The sequence below is a fragment of the Kitasatospora sp. NPDC088742 genome (assembly GCF_055584905.1).
The window spans coordinates 1-22,570 of record NZ_JBVJLD010000012.1; the positions used below are offsets into that span (position 1 = coordinate 1).

Consider the following 22,570-nt stretch of genomic DNA (forward strand, 5'->3'; position numbering starts at 1 on the left):
GGCGGTCGAGGTCGGCGGTCGGCTCGTGGCGGGTGAGGGTGACGCTGTCCGTGGTCACGCGGGAGAACAGGTTCACGAGCTGGTCGCCGTCGGCGAGGGGGTGTGGTGGGGCGGGGAGGTGGTCGGCCGTGTCGGCGCCGGGCATCTGGGTGATGGCGACGACGGGGATCTGTGCGGCGTAGCTGGCGGCGATGCCGTTGATGGCGGTGAGGTTGCCGGCGCCGAAGGTGATGGCCAGGGCGGCGGCTCCGCGGATGCGGGCGTAGCCGTCGGCGGCGTGCGCGGCGTCCAGTTCGTTGCAGGTGCCGACCCATGTCATGTCGGGGTGCTGGTGGACCTGGGCGAGGAAGCCAAGGGTGTGGTCGCCGGGGTCGCCGAAGACGTGGGTCACGCCGAGTTCGTTCAGCCGGGCCAGCAGGTAGGTACCGAGGGTGACGAGGGACATGGGGAGTGGAGCCTTCCGCGGGGAGCGAGTTCGGGTGGGTGCGGTGGGTGGCCGTCAGGGCCGGCCGGGGATCCGGACGGGCCGGGCAGCGGGACCGCGGTGGTCGTGCTCGGCGTCGTGCGGCGTCGGCCCGGTCCGGGCGGGCTCGTGGTCGGCGGGTGGCGGGGGCAGCGGTGGGCGGCCGAGTGCGGCCAGGGCGGACTGGACGACGGCCGAGGCGATCATCGGCAGGACAGGCGTCACCGAGAGGCCAGGCAGGGCGGGGCGGTGACCGGTCGCGTCGGTGACGTGGAGCGCGACGGAGTGCGCGGGCCCGCAGAGGGTGGCCAGGTGCTCCAGGCAGGCACCGCTGGGCCGCAGGTGCGGGGTGATGACGTCCAGGCCGATCCTCGGCGCCCGGGCGCGGATCGCCTCGGCGATGGCCCGCAGGATCGCGCTGTCGGTGACGAGGTCGGCCACGATCACCGCGCGGCCCGCCTCGGGCAGTGTCGGTCGGCCGGGATCCAGCGACACCGTGACCCGGTTGCCACCGAGCCGGGTGCCGGTGGCGGCCACGGTCGGGATGCCCAGCGGCTTCGCCAGGGAGCGCACGTGAGAGGTGGAGGTGCGATCGACGGCCACCAGCAGGTCGGGGGGCATCGCGCTCCGGCGAAGGAGCTCCGACTGCACCGGGCGCAGCGGCAGGAGGGTGAGGGAGGACGGGGCGAACGCCGAGTCCAGTTCGTCGCGTCGGTCGCAGGCGAGCGTCGTGAGGTGGCCGATGCCTGCCGTGGCCATCAGGTCGGCGAGCAGGGCCGGCGCCGAGAGGTGCTGTCGGCCCGGCGTCCGGTGGTCCTGCTGGGTGTAGGAGAGGTGGGGGACGAAGGCCGCGACCGGGCCGGCGCCGCGCTCCCGGTAGGTGCGGGCGGTGGCGAGCAGGGCCATCAGGGCCTTGTCGGGATGGGCGCTCGGACCGGCGAGGGACTGGACCACCAGTACAGCGCGGCCGTCCGGGTCCTCCGGCACGTTGACGCCCAATTCGCCGTCGGGGAAGCGCCAGTCGACGCCGGCGTGAAGCTCCGGTGTGCCGCCGGCCCGGCGGACGGCGGCCAGCAGGTGCACGGACTGGTCGGGGAAGTCCTGCTCGAAGGCCTGGCAGGTGGCGATGATGATGCTGGTCATGGTGTCGTCTCTCTGCCGCCGCGCTGCGTCGGCGGGGTGGGGAGGCCGCGGCGGGACGTGCCGTCCGCGCTGCGGTGGGCGCCGTCCGCGGAGGCTCCGGGCGTCGGTGTGTGGGTTCGGTCAGGCGGTGGGGCCGGGCCTGCTCCGTCCGCGGACCGCCTGTTCGGTGTCGGCTCGGCTGCTCACAGCGGGTGCGCCGCCGGGTGGTCGGTGCGCGGCCACAGCAGGTGGGCGAAGACGACGGCGAGCAGGCAGCCGAGCGCGGTGTCGTAGAGCCGGGCGAGGACCAGGGCGCCGTCGGCGGCGGCCGCGGGGGTGGCCAGCACCAGGACGATGACGGTGGCGAGTGCGGTGTGCAGGGCGTAGGAACGGTCGGTCAGGACCGGGGTGAGCGCGCCGACCAAGGCGGCCACCACGATCCGGGCCGCCTCGGTGGGCGCCGTGCCGAGGATGACGCAGGACAGGGCCAGCCCCAGCAGGGTGCCGAGGGCGCGGTCGCGCACGCGCGGCCAGATCGAGGCGTCGTCCACGCGCAGCACCAGGGCCGTGGTGAGCGGCAGCCAGAAGGCGTGCGCGGGGTGCAGCGCGACCGCCAGGGCGGCGGCCAGGCCGATCCCGCCCGCCTGCCGCGCGCTGCTCACCAGCCGGTGGCGGAAGCCGGTCCGACGCCACCACGGCCCGCGGCCCGGCAGGGCGGGCCGTGGGCCCGAGCGGATCCGGTGGACCAGGCGGCCCAGCCCGGTCAGGGCGAGCATGGGTGCGCACCCCGTCAGGAAGAGCAGCGCGCACCGTCCGGGCGCCGCGGCGCCGGCGGTGCCGATGCCGATGGCGGTCATGACGGTGAGGGCCAGGCCCGCGTGCCGTCCGGTCGGGCCGAAGCCGCCGAGCAGGCCGGCCGCCAGCCCCGCAGCGCTCAGGGCGAGGACCTGCCCCCAGCCCAGCGGGTGGACCAGGCGGCCGAGCACCACCCCGCAGGCGCCGGCGGCCATCACCGCCGCGAGTCGCAGGGCGCGGTCGCGGTGCGGGCCGTCGTGGTCGGCGATGATGCCCCACAGCCCGCCCACCACCAGGATCCCGATGCTGCCACCGGTGTGTGGGGCGGCGGCCAGGGCGCAGACCAGCGAGAAGGCCCCCCGCGTGGTGCGGCCCCACAACAGCCGACTCTCCACGGGAATCACCTCATCTGTGTCGATTGCAGTACATCGACCGTACATCATGCATCTAAGCTTGCATCTATCATTGCTGACGAGATGCCCCCGGGCGGGACACAATGGCCCCATGACACGGGGAACACCGGCCGCCGACCGCGCGTACCAGCACGTCAGGACCCAGTTGCTGGACGGCACCCACCCAGGTGGCACCCTGCTCTCCGAAGGCACCGTCGCCGCCGACCTGGGCATCTCGCGCACGCCCGTCCGCGAGGCGTTCCTCCGCCTCCAGGCCGAGGGGTTCCTGCGGCTCTACCCCAAGCGCGGGGCCCTGGTCGTCCCGGTCAGCCTGAGCGCCGGACGGGAGATCATGGAGACCCGGCTGCTCCTGGAGACCTTCGCGCTCGACACCGTCGCCGCCCGCGGCGACACCGCCGTCCGTGAGCTCGGCGACGCCCTGGCCGCCGAGACCACGACACCGCACCCGGAGGAGACCCGGGCCCTCGAAGTGGGCCGCGCCTTCCACACCCGCCTGCTGGCCGCCGCCGGCAACTCGGTGATCAGCGGCATGTACGCCTCGCTCTGGGACCAGCAGCAGCGCCTCTCCGAAGCCTCCGTCAACACACCCGCCCACGCGGCCGAGGACCTCGCCGAGCACGCCGAGATCGCCCAGGTCCTGCAGCACGGCGACGCGCCCGCCGCCCGCGACCTGATCGAGCGTCACATCGTCGCGATCCTGCGCCGCCTCGGGCTCAGCGGCGACGGCCTGCGCCTGCCTCACCCGCCGCGCTGAGGTCCGGTCGTCCCGCCTCTGGCGGGTCGTGGCAGTCGGTACGCGCCGAAGCGCCGCTCGCGAGGGGTGGAGCGGACCTCGGTCGCCGTCCCGCTTGCTGTGCGGTGGCCGTCGCATGGGGGCCTTGGTCCCACGCGGGAGCCGGCCCTCGATCGAATCCCGGACGAGCCGGTGGCCGGCGGGCGGCGGGACGCACCGGGCGCCACAGCCGCCGGGGAGCGCAGTCGGCACTCAGGGTGATGGCATACTCACGCACCGTCATCAATCGCCTGCATGCAAAGGGCTTCGCCATGTCACAGGACCCCCGCCCCAGCCGTCTCCACGAGCGGGCGGCGGCGCTGACCGTCGCCGCCCTGGCGCTCGCCTCGCTGGCCGGGCCGGCCTCCACCGTCGCGAACGCGGCGCCCGCCGCCGCCCCGACGGCCCGCACCCAGGCCGCCGCGCCGAGCGAGAGCCCGCTGACCGGCCCCGGTCTGAGCATCGACCTGGAGCGCGCGCTCGGCCTGGAGGACCAGGGCGTCGCGACGACCGCGGTCAACGGCGCGGCGATGGAGCAGGACGAGGTCCAGCTCAAGGTCGGCAAGGGCAGCAAGCTCACCTACGAGCACGGCAAGCGGGGCGTCGCCGGCAAGATCGTCCTGGCGGGCGGTGTGCAGCTGGCCAAGGGTGGCAAGAAGATCGTGATCTCCAAGGTGACGGTCGACGTCAGGAGCGGTGCCATCACGGCCCAGGTCGGTGCCACGGCCAACGTCAGGATCGGCACGGTCAACGAGCCCGGCACCGCCGAGATCGTCAAGCCCCAGGGCACCACGCTCGCCACCCTCAAGCTCGGCCAGCACGGTGTCCGGCTCAGCCCCGGGCTGCTCGACCGGATCGACTCCGCTCTCGGCACCAACCTCGACCCCGACAACGCCGGCGCCGAGGCCACCTCCAGCCTGGAGGTGGACGTCGACCTGGTCCGGGGCGACAGGGTCGACACCGACCTGGTCTTCGCGCTCGACCTGGACTCCAGCATCGACGCCGACATGGACGCGGACGCCGTACGGGACACCGAGATCTGACGCACCACCAGGGATCGCCCCCTGCTCCCTCGACCCGGCCTCACATCGTGACGCCGGGTCGAAGGGCGTCACGACGGCGATGGTGAGCCGGGCCGGCCCGACTCACCGCCCGCGCGGGGATCCGAGTTGCGGGGCCATCCGGCGGAACTTCCCGACGGATCGTCAACGAACCGGCGATTCCCCGCCCGTCCCCGACGTGGCGTGTGCCCATGCTCTGAGGACACCCCCCTTCGCCGCCGGAGCCACCATGTCCTCGCCCACCAGCCCCGCCCGCGCCGGCCGGCGGCCGTCGCGGATCGTCGCGGCGGTGCTCGTCGTGATCCTCTTCGCCCTCGCCGCGGTCGCCGCGCTCGGGATCGACGAGCCGGTGAACGAGGTGATGCAGCACGGCGGCCGCCTGGCCGTCGTGCTGGTCTGCTCGGTGGTCGGACTCGCCCTGGTGGCCTGGCTGTTGCTGCGCCCGCGCCCCGGCAAGCCGTCCACCCTGGGCTGGTTCAGCGCGAGCGTCAGCCTGCTCTGCCTGCTCGCCACCGTTTTCGTCTGGGGTGTCGTGGCCGCCGACGACACCCTCACCGGCGTCCCCGGCACCGTGGTCACCAGCCAGGAAGCAGCCACCTCCTACCTGCGCGACGAAGGCCACGACGGGATGCGGCAGATCCCCACCGGGATGACGATCCAGACCGCCCAGTTCACCGACGCCAACAACATCCGCCTCACCGGCTACCTCTGGCAACGCCTCCCCGCCGACGCCGACCCCAAGACCGCCGGCGTCGAACTCCCCGCCGCCATCGACGGCGGAGCCACCGAACAGGTCTACCTCCACGCCAACAGCGACAACACCCGGACCGTCGGCTGGAAGCTGCGCACCACCCTGCGCGAACAGTTCGACTACAGCAACTACCCCCTAGACCGGCAGGTCATCTGGTCGACGATGTGGCCCAAGACCCCCGGCACCGTCCTCGTCCCGGACTTCGCCGCCTACCCGCCGTGGGAGCCCGAGCAGAACCTCGGCCTATACGCCGGCATGGTCACCGGTGAGTGGCGCACCCACTTCAGCGCCTTCTCCATGGGCGAATCCACCACCCGCTCCACCCTCGGCCGCACCGACGCCACCACCGACACCACCATCCCCACCCTGCACTTCTCCACCGGCGTCACCCGCGAGTACCTCAGCCCCCTGCTCGACCGACTCGTCCCACTGATCGTCATCACCCTGCTGGTGTTCACCTCACTCTTCGTCGTCACCACCGACAACGACCGCCGCTCCCTGGCCGGCTTCTCCACCTGGACCGTGATCGGCTTCTGCGGCGCCATGATGCTCGTCGTCGCCGTCCAACACAGCTCGCTGCGCTCCACGACCGGCTCCACCGGTGTCGTGTACGCCGAGTACTTCTACTTCATCCTCTACCTGATGATCGCCCTGGTCGCTCTCAACGTCGTCGAGTACACCTCCACCCGCCGCTTCGCCCTCCTCGACTGGAACGGCAACATGGCCGCCCGGCTGCTCTACTGGCCCCTCGTCACCACGTTGCTGCTCGGCACCACGGTCGCCGTCTTCCTGCTGTGACCTGCCGTCAGGCTGGTGGGCCGAGCGCTCGCCCCACCTGACGATCGGTCTCCTCCCAGTAGCAGTACGTCAGTTGTGCTGCGGGGGAGCGGCGCTCCGGGAGGAGTCGAACGGGTGCGCCGGGCCCCGCCCACGATCCGGTGAATGCGGGTGGACTCCACCGGCCGGGGTGTTGGCTGGGGCGGACGCGCCGCCCGTCCGGGCGGCCGGCACCTCCGACGGCCTGCGGGATCCTGCGGGCCGCGGATCGGCGGAAGGGGCTCCCCGTGGGGATTCTGGACAACATGAAGGACCTGCTCAAGGGGCACGAGGACAAGGCCGGCCAGGGCATCGACAAGGCCGGGGACTTCGTCGACGAGAAGACCCAGGGCAAGTACGGCGAGCAGGTCGACGCCGCTCAGCAGAAGCTCAAGGACCAGCTGTCCGAGAAGGCGCCGGAAGCCGGCGAGGACACCCCGCCGCAGGCGTAGGCCCGGCGCCGCCGCAGCGCGACCGCCTGCCGGCCACCTTCCGGACCGGGTGCGCGGTGCCGCGGCACCGCGCACCCGGTCCGGAAGGTTCGCCGGCCGGGTGTTCAGGGGGCGCAGGATCAGCTGGATCCGATCGCGGCGACGCCTGCGGCCATCGGGCACGGCGCGACGCCGCCGTTTCGGGCGAATCGCACGCGAATCCGAGATCCAGGGAGGGGCCGTGCTAGCCACTGCCCGCGTCGCCCGCCCGGAGGCGGCGAGGCCCGTGCCCGCCCGCTGGAGCAGGCTCGACCTCGCCCGGCCGCGCGGTTCAGCGGGTGAGGTTGAAGCGGGCGTTGCGGGAGGTGGCGAGGAGGGTGGCCCCGGAGCCGGGGGGCAGTGCGGTGACGGGGGTCGTGCGGCTCTGGGTGGTGCCGTCGCCGAGCTGGCCGGCGCCGTTGTCGCCCCAGGCCAGGACGGCGCCGTTCTCGGTCAGGGCCGTCGAGTGGCGGTTGCCCGCGGCGAGCGCGCGGACCCGGGCCAGGCCCTGGACGGTGACGGTGACGGGGGCGGCGCGGTCCTCGGTGGTGCCGTCGCCGAGCTGGCCGGCGCCGTTGCCGCCCCAGGCGCGGACGGTGCCGTCAGCAAGGAGGGCCAGGCTGTGGCTGTTGCCTGCAGCCAGGGCGGTGACGCCGGTGAGCGCGGGCCCGGCCACGGGGCTGGTGCGGTTGTCGGTGCTGCCGTCGCCGAGCTGCCCGGCGAGGTTGTAGCCCCAGGCCCTGAGTGTGCCGTCGCCCAGGAGCGCGAGGCAGTGCGCGCCGCCCGCGGTGATGGCCCGCACGTCGGTCAGCCCCGTGACGGTGGCCGGGCTGGAGCGGTCGGTGGTGGTGCCGTTGCCGAGCTGGGCGAGCTGGTTGCGGCCCCAGGACTTGACGGTGCCGTCCCCCAGGAGCGCGTAGGAGCTGCGGCAGCCGGCCGCGACGGCCCGCACGTCGGCAAGCTGCCCGATCACGACGGGGGTGGAGCGGTTGGTGGTGGTGCCGTCGCCGAGTTGGCCGAAGGCGTTGTCGCCCCAGGCGGTCACGGTGCCGTCGGTGTGCAGGGCCAGGGCGTGGTAGCAACCGGCCGCCACCGCACTGACGCCGCTGGTGCCGGCCACGGCGCCCGCGACGGCCTGGCGGGTGGTGGTGCCGTCGCCGAGCTGGCCGAAGGTGTTGTCGCCCCACGCCTCGACGGTGCCCTCGCTGGTCAGCGCGAGCCCGAACCCGTCGGCGGCGAGGCCGCCCGCCTCCAGGGCGGTGATCTCCACCCCCGTCAGGCCCGGCACCGTGCCGGGCGTGCTGCGGTCGGAGCCGGACTGTCCGAGCTGCCAGGTGCCGTTCGCCCCCCACGCTTTGACCCGCAGGTCGATCGCGGTGGCCGTCTGCGGGAACCCGAGCACGCCGACCGTTGCCACGACCACCGAAGCCGCCAGCACACCGAGCCCGACCCGCCCACCGTGAAGCCGTCCCATCGCCTCTCCACCCTCTCCCACGAGGGCGCGGGCGCCCACGGCACGGGCCCGCCCGGGCCCCGTTCAGGGCCCATTCAGACACGGCCCCTGGGGCTGCGCACGACGGCGACCGCCCAATCGGGCGTACACGTAGCTGTTCGGCCGTCCGGCCCTCCTCCCTCCGGGGAGCAGCGCCTTTGCCGGTCCGCGGTTCCTGACGTGTCGTCACCGGTCCCGGTGCACCGCCCCGCACCGCACCGATGCGGCGCGGGGCGCCAGGGCCGGGGCCCGGTCAGGCGGGGATGATGTTCTCGGCCTGGAGGCCCCGCTGGCCCTGGACGACGTCGAAGGACACCTTCTGGCCCTCGTGAAGCTCGCGGAAGCCCTGGGCGGCGATGTTGCTGAAGTGGGCGAAGACGTCGTCGCCCCCGCCGTCCTGCTCGATGAATCCGAAGCCCTTCTCGGCGTTGAACCACTTCACCGTGCCAGTCGCCACAGCGTCTCCTTCTGACTCGCACTCACCCGGGGTGGGGAGCGACGCGAACGGTCGGCCGACGGCCGACCGAGGGCATGCCCACGGCCCCTCGAGGCCGACCCGGACAGCCAAGACGGACGCTAGGCGACCGCACCCTCCACCCGGTGCGAGCATCGCCGCCCGTCACCCGAACGGAGAAGCGCACCGCGGGCCCGGCGCCGTACGTTCCCGGTGTCGGGCCGGTCCCGCGGCCGCCGTGGCCTACTTGCTGTGGTCGACGACGTTGCCGTTGGAGCAGTTGTTGACGTGGTCGCCGACCCAGTCGCCCAGGACGGGGACGACGGCCACCTCCATCAGGCAGACGGCGGCGGCGGTGAAGTTCCAGTTGTTCGCGGCGTTGATGCCGCCGCCGAAGTTGGAGTCGTTGTCGGCGTGCGCGGGAACGGACATGGCGGTTGCGGCGAGGGCCATGACGGCCACGCTGATGATCTTCTTCATGTCGGTGGCAACGAGCCGGGCGCGAGGAGGACACACCGGAGTCGGCCTGTTGGCCGACTCCGTGCCCGTCGGCGTCACCCCTGGGTGGTAGCGGGCCGGTGGCGCCTCACCGCCAGGGGCGGTGTCTGACGTCGATGACGTGCATGCCGGCGGCGGTGGCAGCGGTGACGCCTTCGTCGGTGTCCTCGTGGGCCAGGCACCGGCCCGGTTCGGCGCCTAGCAGCTCGGCGGCGCGCAGGTAGGCGTCGGGGGCGGGTTTGGGGTGGGTGACGTGGTCGCGGGCGACGATGGTCCAGGGGAGGTCGTCGAGTCCGACGACGGCCAGGCCGTGGCGGACGATGTCGCTGTAGTTGGCGGAGACGACGGCGATGGCGGCGTGTTCGGCGGCGGCGCGTGCGGCGGTGGCGGCCGTGGCGATCGGTCGGATCCGGTCGGTGTTCGCGAACCAGTAGGCACGTGCGGCCCGGGCGAAGCTGTCCTCGGGCAGCGCGGCCGCCGGGAGGGCGAGGCGCCGGCGTAACTGCCGGGCGGTGAAGACGGGTTCGGCGGCCACCCAGTCGAGGGTGACGGTGATTCCGTGGGCGGCGAGGGACGCCTGTACGGAGCCGTGGTTGACGTCGGTGGTGTCGGCGAGGGTCCCGTCGAAGTCGAAGGCGTAGGCGGCGTAGCGGACCCGGCCCTCGGCGGGGGCGCTGTGCTGACGGTCGGTCATGGGGTGAAGTCCACGGGGAGGCGGGCCGGGCCGTGGACCACCCGGTGCTGGTGGGTGGGGATCTCGTCCGGGTCGGCGGCCAGGCGCAGATCGGGGAAGCGGCGCAGCGTCGTGGTGAGGACGGTGCGCAGTTCAATGCGGGCGAGTTGGTCGCCGATGCAGTGGTGGGGGCCGTGGCCGAAGCTGAGGTGCTTGGCGGCGTCGGGGCGCCCCGGGTCGAAGTGGTCGGGGTCGGTGAACCGGCCGGGGTCGCGGTTGGCGGCGGGCAGGTGGAGGACGACCCGCTCCCCGGCCGCGATCGGCTGCCCGGCGACGGTGAGGGGTTCGCGGGCCACCCGCAGCAGGCCGAACTGCAGGACGGTGGCGTAGCGCAGGGTCTCCTCGATGACGCCGTCGACGAGTTCGGGCCGTTGGCGCACGGTGTCCCACAGGCGGGGCCGGCGCAGCAGGAGGAGGTGGGCGAGGCCGATGACGTTGGCGGTGGTCTCGTGGCCGGCGATCAGGATGAGCTGCGCCAGGGCGGCGATCTCGTCGTCGGTCAGCGTGGGGTCCGCCGTCTGCGCCTGGAGGAGGCCGGAGAGCAGGTCGTCGGCCGGCTCGGCCCGGCGGAGGCCGATCAGGTGCAGCAGGTAGGACTTCATCTCGGCCTTGCTGGCCAGGAGTTGGTCCCGGGTGCGGTCGAGCGAGAGCAGTTCGGCGGTGAGCCGCTGGTAGCGGTCGCGGTCGGTGAAGGGGACGCCGAGGAGTTCGCTGATCACCAGGGACGGGACGGGCAGTGCGACGGCCGTCATCAGGTCGGCCGGGCGGGGCGCGCCGGCCAGCGCGTCCAGGTGCTGGTCGACGATCGCCTGGATCCGCGCGGTGAGGTGGTTGATCCGCCGGGCGGTGAACTGGCCGGCGACCAGGCGGCGCAGCCGGGTGTGTTCGGGTGGGTCGCTGGTGAGCAGGTCGCTCGGGCGCAGCGTGGCCATCTCCTCGGTGGTGATGAGGCTGGCCCGCACGTGCGAGTTGAGGTGGGGGCGGCGCGAGCTGAGCCGGGGGTCGGCGAGGGCAGCTCGGACGTCCTCGTACCGGGTGACCAGCCAGCCGGGCGGGCCGTCCGGGAAGGCGAGCGGGGCGACGGGCTGGTCGGTGCGCAGGAGTTGGAACTCGACGGGCGGCTCCAGCAGGGAGGGCCGCTCGACGGGCAGCGGCCGCGGCGTGCGGTCGGTGCTCGCCTGCGCCTGAGGCGCGCTCACCGGATCTCGTCACGGTCGAAGCCGGTCAGGGCCAGCAGGACCCAGATGTCGGTGAAGATCGGTGCGTCGAACAGCAGGGGGCGGGGCGCGACCTGGTCGGGCAGCGCGACGAACGAGCCATCCGGCTCCTGACGGGACAGCAGGTGCACCAGGCCCGCCCGCACCACGTCGTCGTCCTGCGGACGCCGGCCCATGGCGGCCAGGGCCATCAGCGAGTAGCAGGTGCTGGCGGTGTCGCTGGCGTCGCCCGGCCGGTAGCCCCAGCCGCCGTCCTCGTTCTGCGCCCCGGCCAGGAACCCGTGGGCGGCGGCGTCCGCGTCGGCGATGCGGGCCTTGAGCGCGGTACGGGTCTCCTCCGGCATCGAGTGCAGCGCCCAGATCGCCCGCCAGATGGTGTTCGCCTCGCTCAGGCTCCAACTGCGCTCGAAGGTACCGTCGTTGTGCTGGGCATCCAGCAGCCAGCGGGCCGCCGCGTCCAGCAGGTCGCCGTGGTCGTTGCCGTTCCACGCCAGCGCGCTGACCGCGCCGCCGGTCATGCCGACCTCGGACGGGTCGCCCTTCATGTAGGTGGGGAAGCCGCCGTCCTGGCCGGCGATTCCCCGGAAGTACCTGCCGGCCCGCAGCAGGGCCTCGCGGTGGCGGACGGGGTCGACGGCGGCCAGGCACGCGGCGGCGTAGGAACTGGCGTCCACGTCGGTGTGCCGCATGTCCTCGCCGAACGCCCAGCCGCCGTCCGGCATCTGCTGGTCGATCAGGTAGTCGCACATGCGGTGCAGCAGCGCGTGGTCCGCGCCCGCCCGGACCAGCGCGAGCCCCGCCGGGCCGGTGCTGAACACGTCCAGGTTCGACATGCTCGGCACCCCGCCGTCCGGGTTGCGGCAGGCCAGCACCGCGGCCACACCGGCATCGACCAACGGGTGGGCGGGGGCGAACTCCTGGACGGCCAGCAGCGCCAGCAGATGGGCAGCGGTGTAGTTCTCCCACACCGGCGCCCGGCTGGAGCCCAGCAGCTCCAGCAGCCGCTCGCGCTCCCCGTCGCCGACCTGCTCGGCCACGCCGAGGCCGTGCGCGACCAGGACCCGCACGCTCAGCAGGATCATCTCGATCCAGGTGACCGTGTTGTCCGCACCGGGATCCGCCGCGTGGGGCGGGCGCAGCATCGACGCCTCGAACGGCACCGCGCCCGCCACGGCCAGGTACACGTCGAACAGGTGCCGCTTGCGCGCCAGCGAGAAGTGGTCGAACCCGGCCAGCAACTCACCGCCGACCACATCCCTGCCGAGCCGGCGGCCGTTCAGGACCGCCTCGGCCAGCGCCGTGTCGAAACCGTCGGTCTGCGCCTGCGGGGTCGCCAGGTACCTCGCGAGCTCGTGCTCCTCCCGGCCATGACCCCCGTGGCGGCGCAGCAGGACGAGCAGCAGCGCCGACTCCAACGCCCGGCTGGTACACGGCCTGCGCACCGCGCCGTCCGGACCGACGGCCGCGCTCAGACCCTCCCGCACCCGCTCCCGGACGGCCGCGAGCCCGTCGGCTATCGGCTCCAGCTCGCGGCGGGGCGCACCCGGGCAGGTCATCTCGATCTCGCCTGTGGTCACCATCAGCTCCTCGTCATCCCCGGCCCGCACGGCTCAGCCCATGCCGAACCGCCGCTCTCCGACAGCCGCAGACCAGCGGCTGTCAGGACCGTGCCAATGAGACCGAGCGAAACCCACACCGGTGCCGGGAGCCCGTGGATCTTCGGAGGTGGCCCCCAGGAGATCAAACGGTATGACCGGCTGAATGAATCGCGACCACCCGCTGCCAGTACATGCCCCACCGCGACCACAGACCGTCCCCGCGGGCGGCCCGTGCCGTGAGGAGCCCCGCGGGATGACCGCACCGCCGGTCTCCCTTTTTCACAAGCGGATCGTCGCAGTTCAGGGCAGCGGCGACGCGATAGGTGGTCGGGTTGTCGCCAGAGCTTGCGGCGTCGACTGTCCGCGCACCCACGCACCGAGCACCTGACGCTCGTGAACCGACAACACCAGCTCGGCCAGCTTCGGCCCCGGACGTCCCGTGCGCCGATCAACGACGGACCAAGGACTCAGGACACTAGGCGCCGGCACCCGCGGACGCTCCGCCACGTGCTCACACACCGTAACCACGGCGGATTTCGCCAACCTCGGCGATGCGTCACTCTCGGTAGCCGTCGGCGTGGGGCTCCGGTGACCCGACCGGCTCCCTGCGCAGCGCAGATGCTGCCAGGGGGCCCGCACTTGAGCGAAGGTCAAGGGATCACCCCAGGCCAGGGCGGGTTTTGGGGGAGTGGTGGTCGGGTTGTGGTCGTCGTCTCTTGGATCACCGCAGCCGGCGGTGCAGGATGCAGGTTGCCGTTCACCGCGCCCGTTGCCTGAAGGTGATCGTCATGCGTGCCCACCTGAGTGTGGGACGTGTCTACCGCCGCTGTGGCTGCCGCGACCAGCAGCGCCACCAGCTCGGCTCGCACTGCCCCCGCCTGAACACCGAGCCCTCCCACGGCACCTGGACGTTCGCCCTCGACCTCTCGCCCGCCACCCACGGCGGTCACAACCGCACCGCGCGCCGCGGCGGCTTCCCCACCGAAGGCGACGCCCGCGACGCCCTGCGCCGCTAGCAGGCCGGCCGCCGCCTCGGCGTCAGCGCGGACCCGAACCAGACGGTGGCCGACTACCTCACCACCTGGCTCGCCGCGAAGAAGCTCACCCTCAAGCCCACCACCTGGGTCCGCAACCGCGACTACGTCACCAAGGACCTCATCCCCGCCCTCGGAGACCTACGCCTGGACGACCTCGCCCACGAACACCTCCTCGCCTACGTCCGCGCCCAACTCGCCGCAGGGAGAGGCCGGTCCACCGTCTGGCACATCCTCGCCACCCTCTCCTCCGCCCTCGGAGAGGCCAAGCGCGCCCACCGCCTGCCGGCGAATGTCGCCCGGCCCACGATCATCCCCCGGCCCCGCTCCGAGGAGCGCGTCATCTGGACGGTGGCCCAGGTCGTCACCTTCCTGCGCTTCTGCCGGGCCGTCGACCCGGAGTTCGCGGACCTGATCGAGCTGATCGTCTGCACCGGCCTGCGCAAGGGCGAAGCCCTCGCCCTCCACTGGAACGACGTCCTCCTCAGGCCCGGGCTCATCTACGTCTGCTGGACCCTGTCCGCGATCGACAACGACCAGCTCTGCATGACCACTCCGAAGACGGCGGCCAGCCGCCAGTGGGTCGCCCTCTCACCCAGGGCCCGCCGTCTCCTGCTCCGGCTGCGCAAGGAAACCGACCGCGCCGCCCCTGACGACTTCGTCTTCCACCACGCCGACGGAACTCCGCTGCACCCCGAGTTCGCCATCAAGCACTTCCACCAACTCGCCCGCGCCGCAGGGCTTCCGGACTGCACGGTCCACGACCTGCGCCACTTCGCCGTCACCACCGCTCTCGACGAGGGCGTTGAGATGACCATCGTCTCCAAGACCGCCCGGCACTCCACCCTGTCCACCACCGCGAACGTCTACGCCCACCTCACCCGCAGGGCCGCCCACCAAGCCGTCGACGCCATCGCCCACGCCCTCGCCCGAGAAGAACACCGCCGTGCCCGCAAGCCGGCCAAGAGAGCGGAGGGCCCGAAACCGACGCAGCATCAGACCGGATACCGGCGAGCGGCATGAACACCCATCAGATCCACCCGACGCGGCCGGCGCCTGAGTACGACCACCAGACGACCACCAACGAGAAAAGGCCGCCCTCGCATTTCTGCGAGAACGACCTCCGACCTGCGTAAACGCTGGTCGGGACGACAGGATTTGAACCTGCGACCCCTTGACCTCCAGGGCGATCTGCGAGGCGGATCGACCGCGTCCAAGTCCTGCTTGCTGCGTGAAAGTTGAGCGTTCGACATGCTGGCCTTCCAGTGTGGTAGCTGACGGAGGCCCAGCTGTTACATTGTCCCATTTTGCGCCCACTCGACGCGACAGGCGGGCCGCAGGCATCCGCCACCAGACAGGAAAGCCGAAACGGCCCGTCGGATGAACCGACGGACCGTCACGAAAGATCGAGGTTAGTACCTCAGCTCACCTGCCAAGATTGTCTGAGATTCGCCTCGACACGATTTCCAGCCATTGCTTGTAGGTCAGGCCGACCGAGGGAGGGTCGAACATCACCGTTCCGTTCTGCTGCCAAAGGGCCCCCATCTCGTCCTCATTGGCATTGTCGGCCTCCAGTAGCTCGACGTCCGCGATAAATCCGGCCAGCGTATCCTCTGTCTCGCGCATCAGGTATTCATCAATTGCTGAGTAGGGCCATCCTTCATCTCGCTCGAGGTCTTGGTGAAAATAAGCCTGAGCAAAGTAGGTGATTTCCGGAAACTCTGACATCACGGCACGAGTGCAGGATAGGAAGTTTCGACGCGGAATCCGTCTGGCATCGTTGGATCCTTTCGGAGCCAGGTTACAACATATTCAGTCTGAACGAACTGCCTAGTGGAATGCTGATAGGCTCGCGATCCGTAAACCGGGCCAGTTTGGGAAACCAGCTTGGTCTTAAATTTTCCACCCGCCAAGAACGCTTCTACCTGTTCGCGATTCTTGCGTATGTTCATCTCGGTTGCAAGTTCGGCGGACTCCCAGTCCGCGAAGGTCGATGCGACAGGGATTTCGGTTCTCGCCCGGAGTTGGTCGTCAGTTTGACCTGCGTGCTTCCTGAGGGTGTGGCCCTCGTCGCCGAGCTCGTGATCGCGAATCTTGAGGTACCAGCAGTCGAAGGAGGCAAGGAATCCGCCGGGGCCGGAATTGTGTACCAGGATGGGCGTCTCGCCAGCCAGCACGTGATATGTATGGAGATCATCTATTGTTAGATTGTAAGCGGGTTGGAGAGATCGTCTGTGCTCGGCCCCAATGATCCTCGCCGTACTCCCTGTCTCAGTGAGGAGGAAGTCGCCTATGGTGAGATCAGCTGCGTTCAGCCACAGCTTCTTGTTCTCAGCCCAGATGGGATGTCCGTCGGTGACGGTGACGGACCCTGTGCCGCCCGTGCTCTGAAGCCTGATTTCGGTGAAATTGTAGTCGTCTGGGGTATAAATGGTGGCGGTCACGGCTCGGGGGCCCTTTGTGCCAGTGAGTGGATCTGCCGCGAAAACCCTGTCGCCGGTGCGTATGGACTCTATGGGGCGGGTGCTTCCGTCTCCCATGAGCACCCTTGTGCCCGCCGGAAAGCTGTTGGCCGCGGTTGGGCAGCCTGCGCGACTTGCGGCAGACCGCCACTTCTCCTTTTCCAACTGATCCGCCATCCCCGGCGGGGTGGCAGGGTCCTTACGCAATGCCTCCAGGACCTCGTCGGTTCCGACGCCGTCCTTGAGGGTCAGGCGGAACTTGGCGATGAGGTCTCCAGTGCCTTTAAGGCCTGCGACAAGCGCCTTGTTTGTCGCTCCTAGCGCCGTTTCAAGTGCAATGGCCGCCTCGGCGACCCCAAGTCCGGTGAGAGTGGCTGCACGAAAGGCTACTATTGCCTCCGCGCTCTTGGTGAGAACGGATGCGGGGAGGAAATTGGCCACCGCGAACGCGCATGCCTCGCTGAGCTTTGGGTGGTCCATGCATTCGATCGTGTCGCCCAATAGGATGTCGGCCAAGGCAACGCCGACGCGTCCTGGAAAGCAGACGAAGAATATGCAGGTGGGAGAGTAGCCGGTGCTCGAATACTCAGCCTCAGTGAGTTCGACCTTGGACTTGATCTCCTTGTGGTCGAGGACCGTGCTGCTGAGCACGACCTTGTCCCAGACGGTGTATTTGCCCTTGCACTGCTCGGCCGTCAGGCCTGCCTCCGGGCAGGTCCACATGACGTAGTCGATGGTGCCGGTGTACTTGGCGGTGACGGAGACTTCGCAGACCTGGCGGCCCGCCTCGTTCCTGTGCCAGTTGCCGCCGCTTCCGATGCCGTGGTCCCAGCCCTTGGAGCACCGGCCGAGGTCGTTGTCGCCCGTCTCCCGGGCCAGGCCGGGCCGTTCGACGACCTCGACGTAGTAGTAGCGCTCGCCTGCGGTTCCGCTGGCAGCAGGGGCAGTGCCGGTAACGACTGCGGCCCGCGCGGCGGCTTCGGCCTGCTCCTTCGCGGCCACGATCGTCTTGGCGTCCCGGGCGGCTTGTGCGGCTTCGTCGCGGCTCTTTCCGGCTGCTACCGCCGCAGCGGCGGCCCGGTAGGCGGCGTCCTTGGCGGTAGCGGCGTACCGGCTGGCCTGCCGGGCGGAGCCGGTGGCCTGGACGGCGAAGGTGGTGGCGGTGTTGGCCGCTCTCTTCGCATTGGTGGCCGCCGTGCGTGCCTGCTTGGCCTGCTCTGCGGCCAGGCCGGCGGATGCCTGGGCCTGGTCGGCGGCGGCCGCAGCCTTGGCGGCCCAGCCGTTTGCTTCGTCGGCGGATGCTTGGGCGCGGCCGGCGGCGGCTGCCGCTTCGTCTGCCAGGTTGCGGGCGGTGGCGTAGGACTCGGCCGCCTGGGCGGCGGACTGGCGGGCCCGGGCGACGTCCGCGTCGATGCCGGCTAGGTAGGAGTCGACGGTGGCGACGTGGGCGGCGGTGACAGCGTCGCGCTCGCGGGCCATCGGCAGCCCGATCGCCAGGAACGCCTCCAGGGCGGCCGATGGTCCGGCCATCGCCGCCTGGGTGGCGGCCTTCACCTCCGGACCGCCGGAGGACATGGCCTGGGTGACCAGGAGCCGCTGATCGGCTTCGCGCGCCGCGTACTGACCCGTCGCCAGGAAGGCGCGCACGTCGGTGTGGCTGCCGAGCATGGCCTTGCCCGCGGTGTCCTTCACGGTCGGGCCACCGGCCGACATGATCTGCGTCAGCAGGAGCCGGTCGTCGCCCTCCTGCCCGGGGTAGGCGCCGGTGGCCAGGAACTCCCGGACCTGCTCCGCGCTTCCGGCGGACGCGGTCTGGGCGGCGAGGCGCTGCTCCAGCTTGGAGCTGCTCTCCGAGATGGCCATCGCGCTGACCCGGTCGTCGTGTGCCCTGGCGAGGGCGAGGTCGCCGCTCAGGAACGCCAGCACGGCGCCGTCGCTGCCCTCCAGGGCCTCCTCGGCCGCGGCCTGGGCCCAGGGGCCGCCGGCGTCCAGCAGCCGGACGGCGGCCTGGCGGCCCTTGGCCACCGCGACCGTCTGGTCCACCCCGGCTGCGGTGGCCTCGGTCAGGAGGCGCTCGGTGTCGGTGGCCAGCTCGCTCTTGTGCCCCGCCTCCCAGGCGCTCTGGCGCTTCTTCAGTTCTTCCTCGCGCCAGGCCTGCTGCGCGGCCGTCACCTCGGCGGCCCGCTGCGCGTCCAGGCGCTCCTGGTCGGAGGCCCGGGCGATGTCTGCCACGTGGTGGGCCTGGGAGGCTGCGTCCGCCGCCGTGGCGGCGGCGCGGTCGGCGCCCTCGGCCGCGGCCTGCGCGAGCTGCGCCGCATTGGCGGCGTGCCCGGCGTGCGCGGCGGCGTCGGCGGCTGCGGCCGCGGCCGCTTCGGCGTGGGCGGCGGCCGACAGTGCGGCCTGGCGGGCATCGCGGGCCGCCGCCGCGGCTTCGTCGGCGATCCTGCCGGTCGCGGTCGCCGCGCGGTCTGCTTCCGCCGCCGCGGCCTGGGCCTTGGCAGCGGCTTGGCGAGCCCGATCGGCGGCAGCGTTGGACACCTTCGTCTGCGAGGCCGCGACGGCCGAGGCCTGGGCGGCGGCAGCGGCGTTGGCGCTCGCGGACTTTGCGGCGGTCGCCGCCTCCTTGGCCCGGTCGCCGGCCTCCTTGGCCCGGTCGCTGGCATCCGCGGCGGTGAGGGCCTGCGCGGCGGCCGTCTTCGCCGCCACCGCCAGACGGGCGGCCTCGGCGCCCTGTCGCTCGTCGGTCGCCGCCCGGCTCGCCGCGCTGAGCGCCTGGCTGGCGGCCTTGCCGGCCTTGGCAGCAGCTGCTGCCGCGTTGGCGGCGGCGGTCGCGGCCTGCCGGGCGGCCTCGTTCGCGGCCTTGCCCGCCGCCGAGGCGGTCTGCGCGGCGGTGGCAGAGCGCTCGGCCGCGTCCGCCGCGCGCCCTGCGGCGTTGGTCGCCGTCGCCGTGTCGGCCTCGGCCGCCCGCGTTTCGTCGGCGGCCCTCTCGGCGGCCTGCTTGGCGAGGTTGGTGGCGTCCAGTGCCTGCGCGGCGGCGTCCTGGGCGGCCTTTGCCTGCTCGCCGGCCTGGTCTGCCGCGTTGCGGGTCAGGTCCGCGAGCCGTGCAATGTCCAGGATCTCCTGGTCGTGGGCGGCAGCGGTCTGGTAGCCGTAGCGCAGGAAGGCCCGGACGTCCTCGGCCGAGCCGAGCATCGCGGTGCCGGCGGCCTTCTTCACCTCCGGTCCGCCGGCTGACATCAGCTGGGTGAGCTTGAGCCGGTCATCTCCCTCTCGGGCCGTGTGCTGGCCCTCGTCGAGGAACTTGTCGACGTCGGCAAGGGAGCCGAGCATCGCCTTGCCCGCGGCTTCCTTCACCGTGGGGCCGCCCGCCGACATGATCTGGGTCAGCAGCAGGCGCCGGTCACCCTCATAGGCCCACTTGAGGGTGTTGTCGACGAAGTTCTTCACGTCGCCTGCGGAGCCGGCCAGAGCGGCCCTCGCGTGCTCACGGACCGTCGGCCCCGAGGTGACGATCAGCTCTTCCAGCTGTGCGCGCAGGTCCTGTTCGGCGGCCGCTGCCTGGCCCGACGTCACGAAGTCGCTCACGTCGGTGTCGGAGCCGGTGAGCGCGGTCTCCGCCGCGCGGCGCAGGGCCGGGCCGCCGTCCTTCCAGGCGGCGACCGCCTTGACCCGGTTCTCGACCGGGCCGGTGGCCGGTGGCGCTTCGGCGGCCACCGCGGGTATCGCCAGCAGCCCGGTGAGCAGGCTGCCGGTCACGACGCCGATGGCTGCCCGCCACCGTGTCGTGCGTGTTGTTCGACTGATCCGCATAGGGGATCTGATGTCCTTTTTAAGTCGGGCGCCGATATGGTGTCGGCGGCATGAGGTGATGGGGCGCGCGCAGTCACGCGCTTGCGACAATCACGTGCGGACCCGCTGGGACGGGGCCGTGCCGTGCGGCGGTACCAAGGCCGGTGTCTGGGCACCGCCGCACTGCGTGTCGGACCGGGCACGTCAAGTGAGCCGAGGCCTGCCCGCGGCTGGGCCGGGTCGGTCCGTCAGGGGGTCACAGGGTGCCGGCGATGACGCTGCCGGTGTGGTCGCCGGGGATGCCGGCCAGGTCGGCCGCCTGTGGCTGGGCCCAGTTCCCGTCGGCGTGACGGGAGGTGACGAGGACTCGGTTGTCACCGGTGGTGACCGCGAACTGGGCGTCCCCGTCGAGCGTCGTGGCGCTGACCGAGGTGGCGCTGACCTGGCCCAGCACACCAGTGAGCGGGCTAACGGGCTGCCAGGTCCCGTCCTGGTGGCGGACGGTGTGGAGCTGGGCACCGGTGTCGTTGACGAGAACGAGGTTCATGTCGCTGCCCTGGCCGGCCATGGCGAGCGAGGTGACGGTACCCATGGCACCGGCGCCCTCGTCGACGGCGCCCCAGGTGCCCCAGTTGCCGTCGGCGTAGCGGGCGGTGTGGTGGACGCGGCCGTTCGCGGTGACGGCGACCTGCAGGTCAGCGCCGGAGCCGGCGGCGGTGACGGCGGTGACGCCGTCCAGGCTGCCGGTGGCGGCGAAGACCGGGCCGAATCCGGTCCAGTTGCCGTCGGCATGGCGGGTGGTGTGGAAGAGCTGCCCGTCGGCGAGGACGACGACCTGGAGGTCGGCTCCGGTGGAGGCGACGGCCACCTGGGTGATCTGGCCGAGGGCGGCGTTCAGGTCACCGAAGTTCTCCCAACTGCCGTCAGGGTGGCGGATGGTGTGGTGCAGGTGGCCGTCACCGCCCAGGGCCACGACGTGCGCGTTGCCGTCGATGCCGGCCGAGCCCACCGCCTTCACGCCGCCGATGTTGCCGACGGCGGCCTGGACGTCCCCGGCCGGGGTCCAGGTTCCGTCGTAGAGCCGGACCGCGTGGAACAGGCCGGTGCCGGACTTCACCAGTGCCTGCGTCTTCCACCCGAAGGCGCGGGACCTTATCTGCTGGATCCAGCCGTTGACGTTGTCGGTGCGGGTGCTGGTCGCCCCGGTGCGGGTCTCATTCTCACCGCGGCAGCCGCCCTGCCAGGAGCGGGAGGCGACGGCGACCAGTTCGGTCCGGCCGGTGCCCGTGCGCAGCAGGGGCGCACCCGAGTCGCCGGCACACAGCGCGGCGGCCCCGGCCAGGGGGGTGGTGTCGAAGGTGGTGGCCGAGACGGTACCGGCGGTGTGGGTCGTGGCGTGGGGCTTGGCAGAGATCCACTCGGTCGAGGTACGGCCGCTGCCGACCGCCAGCAGACTTTCCCCGGCCGACGGCGCGCTGGTGGCGAGCTTGACCGGGTCGAGGTCGGTGACCGGGGTGGCCAGGCGGACCATGGCGAGGTCACGGTCGGCGCGCGGGACGATCTCCGCGACCTCGGCACTCCTGCCGTCGGCCCGGAACGTGGTGCTCACCGCAGGTGCCCCGGCGGTGAGGGTGGTGGGGTTGTCGGTGAAGCAACTTGCGGTGGTGAGTGCCCAGTTGCGGTCGACCAGGGTCGCGGTGCAGGCCCGGCCGTCGGCACGGCCGGGCGTACCCACGGTGAGGCTGCCGACCGGGGGGTAGTCACTGGCCGCCTGCGGATGGGCGGGGCCGCCACCGGCGGTCAGCTCCAGCAGCACGGTGGGAGTGTTGTTGGTGCCCGCGCCGACCGGGGTGAAGTCGTTCCTCGCGATGTCGACGGTGCTGGTGGTGCCACCCGAGGTGAGGGTGGCCTGCACCGTGTGGTCGTCACCCTTGAAGTTGAAGACCTTGGGGATCTCCATCGACAGGTAACCGGTGGGGCCGGTGATCCGGAAGCACGTCCCGTTCGGCGTCGTCGCCGTGCTCCAGACCATGAGCAGGTTCTCCTGCGAGGTGCAGTCCGCGAGCTGGATGTTGCCGTCACCCGACTTCAAGGTCACCTTCTGGTCCGCAAGGATCTTCGCGGCACCGGGATACGCGAAAGTCTCCACCACGAACGGCGACACACCCACCTCCGCAGAGGCCGGAGCAGCTGTAGATACACCGGGAACGGCCAGCATGGCGCCTAGCAACCATATTGGTCGTCGTCGCATTAATTCCTCCAGAAAGTGGCAGGCCGGAGGAGTGTGGGCCCCCCGGACTAGCGAGTCGTGGGTGGGCAGAGCCGCCGACGTCGCGCACTGTGGCACCCATCGACAGTGGCGCACCGTTCACTTGCGTGAGATCGGAACGTGTATGTGCCTGGTGAGGCTATCCAGCGCATTCGATCATGACAACCTCAGACCTGCACGATTCCCTCATATCAGGTATCACGGATGCACGGTCATTTGACTTGACGATCTGTCAGATGCGTTACCGGTCGGCAGGCGGCCCTGATCATCTGGTTGCGGTCATGAATAGACGTGCTGGCCTTCCGTCCCGGGCGGGATCGGCTCAGTGTCGAGCGGCCAGCGATGGCCGGTGTCATGCAAC

General features: G+C 71.6%; 18 protein-coding genes. 6 read left to right on the forward strand and 12 right to left on the reverse strand.

Annotation, left to right across the window (positions count from 1 at the left end):
• The 3 genes from ACZ6ZR_RS12425 to ACZ6ZR_RS12435 form a co-directional block, all read right to left on the reverse strand.
• On the reverse strand, positions 1–445 hold a 445-nt coding region (locus tag ACZ6ZR_RS12425; protein WP_465642038.1), incomplete at its 3' end, for a thiamine pyrophosphate-binding protein.
• 54 nt (positions 446–499) lie between these two features.
• The gene (locus ACZ6ZR_RS12430) at positions 500–1,606 is read right to left on the reverse strand and encodes a ribose-phosphate pyrophosphokinase-like domain-containing protein (protein WP_465642039.1); all 1,107 of its coding nucleotides are present in this window, start codon (positions 1,604–1,606) and stop codon (positions 500–502) included.
• A gap of 182 nt (positions 1,607–1,788) precedes the next feature.
• On the reverse strand, positions 1,789–2,775 hold the full coding sequence (locus tag ACZ6ZR_RS12435) for an FUSC family protein (protein ID WP_465642040.1): 987 nt from the start codon (positions 2,773–2,775) through the stop codon (positions 1,789–1,791).
• A gap of 109 nt (positions 2,776–2,884) precedes the next feature.
• Between ACZ6ZR_RS12435 and ACZ6ZR_RS12440 the strand changes: the two genes are divergently transcribed.
• The 4 genes from ACZ6ZR_RS12440 to ACZ6ZR_RS12455 all read left to right on the forward strand — a co-directional run bounded on the left by ACZ6ZR_RS12440 (position 2,885) and on the right by ACZ6ZR_RS12455 (position 6,645).
• Positions 2,885–3,547, forward strand: a complete 663-nt coding sequence (locus ACZ6ZR_RS12440) for a GntR family transcriptional regulator (RefSeq protein WP_465642041.1) — start codon at positions 2,885–2,887, stop codon at positions 3,545–3,547.
• A gap of 290 nt (positions 3,548–3,837) precedes the next feature.
• The gene (locus ACZ6ZR_RS12445; protein WP_465642042.1) at positions 3,838–4,608 is read left to right on the forward strand and encodes a hypothetical protein; all 771 of its coding nucleotides are present in this window, start codon (positions 3,838–3,840) and stop codon (positions 4,606–4,608) included.
• A gap of 247 nt (positions 4,609–4,855) precedes the next feature.
• A complete protein-coding gene (locus ACZ6ZR_RS12450) occupies positions 4,856–6,175 on the forward strand; it encodes a hypothetical protein (protein WP_465642043.1) in 1,320 nt (439 codons plus the stop codon).
• A gap of 266 nt (positions 6,176–6,441) precedes the next feature.
• On the forward strand, positions 6,442–6,645 hold the full coding sequence (locus ACZ6ZR_RS12455) for an antitoxin (protein WP_465642044.1): 204 nt from the start codon (positions 6,442–6,444) through the stop codon (positions 6,643–6,645).
• Positions 6,646–6,955: 310 nt separating this feature from the next.
• On the opposite strand, the gene ACZ6ZR_RS12460 is transcribed toward ACZ6ZR_RS12455, so the two are convergent.
• From ACZ6ZR_RS12460 to ACZ6ZR_RS12485, 6 genes are all read right to left on the reverse strand, one after another.
• Positions 6,956–8,137 carry an RCC1 domain-containing protein gene (locus tag ACZ6ZR_RS12460; protein WP_465642045.1) on the reverse strand — a complete coding sequence of 394 codons (1,182 nt, stop codon included), beginning with the start codon at positions 8,135–8,137 and terminating at the stop codon, positions 6,956–6,958.
• Positions 8,138–8,408: 271 nt separating this feature from the next.
• Positions 8,409–8,612, reverse strand: coding sequence for a cold-shock protein (locus ACZ6ZR_RS12465; RefSeq protein WP_465642046.1), 204 nt, complete (start codon positions 8,610–8,612; stop codon positions 8,409–8,411).
• A 240-nt stretch (positions 8,613–8,852) separates the two neighbouring features.
• The gene (locus ACZ6ZR_RS12470) at positions 8,853–9,089 is read right to left on the reverse strand and encodes a hypothetical protein (protein ID WP_465642047.1); all 237 of its coding nucleotides are present in this window, start codon (positions 9,087–9,089) and stop codon (positions 8,853–8,855) included.
• 106 nt (positions 9,090–9,195) lie between these two features.
• Positions 9,196–9,801 (reverse strand): HAD family hydrolase, encoded by a 606-nt coding sequence (locus ACZ6ZR_RS12475; RefSeq protein ID WP_465642048.1) that lies wholly within the window; start codon positions 9,799–9,801, stop codon positions 9,196–9,198.
• Positions 9,798–11,039 carry a cytochrome P450 gene (locus ACZ6ZR_RS12480; RefSeq protein WP_465642049.1) on the reverse strand — a complete coding sequence of 414 codons (1,242 nt, stop codon included), beginning with the start codon at positions 11,037–11,039 and terminating at the stop codon, positions 9,798–9,800. The genes ACZ6ZR_RS12475 and ACZ6ZR_RS12480 overlap by 4 nt, the downstream gene beginning before the upstream one ends.
• Positions 11,036–12,637 (reverse strand): prenyltransferase/squalene oxidase repeat-containing protein, encoded by a 1,602-nt coding sequence (locus tag ACZ6ZR_RS12485; protein WP_465642050.1) that lies wholly within the window; start codon positions 12,635–12,637, stop codon positions 11,036–11,038. The genes ACZ6ZR_RS12480 and ACZ6ZR_RS12485 overlap by 4 nt, the downstream gene beginning before the upstream one ends.
• Positions 12,638–13,443: 806 nt before the next feature.
• Here ACZ6ZR_RS12485 and ACZ6ZR_RS12490 point away from each other — a divergent pair.
• Complete coding sequence (locus tag ACZ6ZR_RS12490) at positions 13,444–13,671, forward strand: hypothetical protein (protein WP_465642051.1); 228 nt, start codon at positions 13,444–13,446, stop codon at positions 13,669–13,671.
• Between the two features lie 45 nt (positions 13,672–13,716).
• Positions 13,717–14,712 carry a tyrosine-type recombinase/integrase gene (locus tag ACZ6ZR_RS12495; protein ID WP_465642052.1) on the forward strand — a complete coding sequence of 332 codons (996 nt, stop codon included), beginning with the start codon at positions 13,717–13,719 and terminating at the stop codon, positions 14,710–14,712.
• Between the two features lie 402 nt (positions 14,713–15,114).
• Here ACZ6ZR_RS12495 and ACZ6ZR_RS12500 read toward each other — a convergent pair whose 3' ends face one another.
• The 3 genes from ACZ6ZR_RS12500 to ACZ6ZR_RS12510 form a co-directional block, all read right to left on the reverse strand.
• On the reverse strand, positions 15,115–15,417 hold the full coding sequence (locus ACZ6ZR_RS12500; protein ID WP_465642155.1) for a contact-dependent growth inhibition system immunity protein: 303 nt from the start codon (positions 15,415–15,417) through the stop codon (positions 15,115–15,117).
• Positions 15,417–19,907 carry a polymorphic toxin-type HINT domain-containing protein gene (locus tag ACZ6ZR_RS12505; RefSeq protein WP_465642053.1) on the reverse strand — a complete coding sequence of 1,497 codons (4,491 nt, stop codon included), beginning with the start codon at positions 19,905–19,907 and terminating at the stop codon, positions 15,417–15,419. Before ACZ6ZR_RS12505 ends, ACZ6ZR_RS12500 begins: the two co-directional genes overlap by 1 nt.
• 289 nt (positions 19,908–20,196) lie before the next feature.
• A complete protein-coding gene (locus tag ACZ6ZR_RS12510) occupies positions 20,197–22,038 on the reverse strand; it encodes a trypsin-like serine protease (protein ID WP_465642054.1) in 1,842 nt (613 codons plus the stop codon).
• Positions 22,039–22,570: the final 532 nt, after the last annotated feature.

Excerpts from the sequence above, each read along its gene's own strand:
- ACZ6ZR_RS12440 (WP_465642041.1), top strand. The coding sequence starts at position 2,885 with ATGACACGGGGAACACCGGCCGCCGACCGCGCGTACCAGCACGTCAGG.
- ACZ6ZR_RS12475 (WP_465642048.1), bottom strand. The coding sequence starts at position 9,801 with ATGACCGACCGTCAGCACAGCGCCCCCGCCGAGGGCCGGGTCCGCTAC.
- ACZ6ZR_RS12450 (WP_465642043.1), top strand. The coding sequence starts at position 4,856 with ATGTCCTCGCCCACCAGCCCCGCCCGCGCCGGCCGGCGGCCGTCGCGG.
- ACZ6ZR_RS12460 (WP_465642045.1), bottom strand. The coding sequence starts at position 8,137 with ATGGGACGGCTTCACGGTGGGCGGGTCGGGCTCGGTGTGCTGGCGGCT.
- ACZ6ZR_RS12500 (WP_465642155.1), bottom strand. The coding sequence starts at position 15,417 with ATGTCAGAGTTTCCGGAAATCACCTACTTTGCTCAGGCTTATTTTCAC.
- ACZ6ZR_RS12430 (WP_465642039.1), bottom strand. The coding sequence starts at position 1,606 with ATGACCAGCATCATCATCGCCACCTGCCAGGCCTTCGAGCAGGACTTC.
- ACZ6ZR_RS12490 (WP_465642051.1), top strand. The coding sequence starts at position 13,444 with ATGCGTGCCCACCTGAGTGTGGGACGTGTCTACCGCCGCTGTGGCTGC.
- ACZ6ZR_RS12445 (WP_465642042.1), top strand. The coding sequence starts at position 3,838 with ATGTCACAGGACCCCCGCCCCAGCCGTCTCCACGAGCGGGCGGCGGCG.
- ACZ6ZR_RS12485 (WP_465642050.1), bottom strand. The coding sequence starts at position 12,637 with ATGGTGACCACAGGCGAGATCGAGATGACCTGCCCGGGTGCGCCCCGC.
- ACZ6ZR_RS12470 (WP_465642047.1), bottom strand. The coding sequence starts at position 9,089 with ATGAAGAAGATCATCAGCGTGGCCGTCATGGCCCTCGCCGCAACCGCC.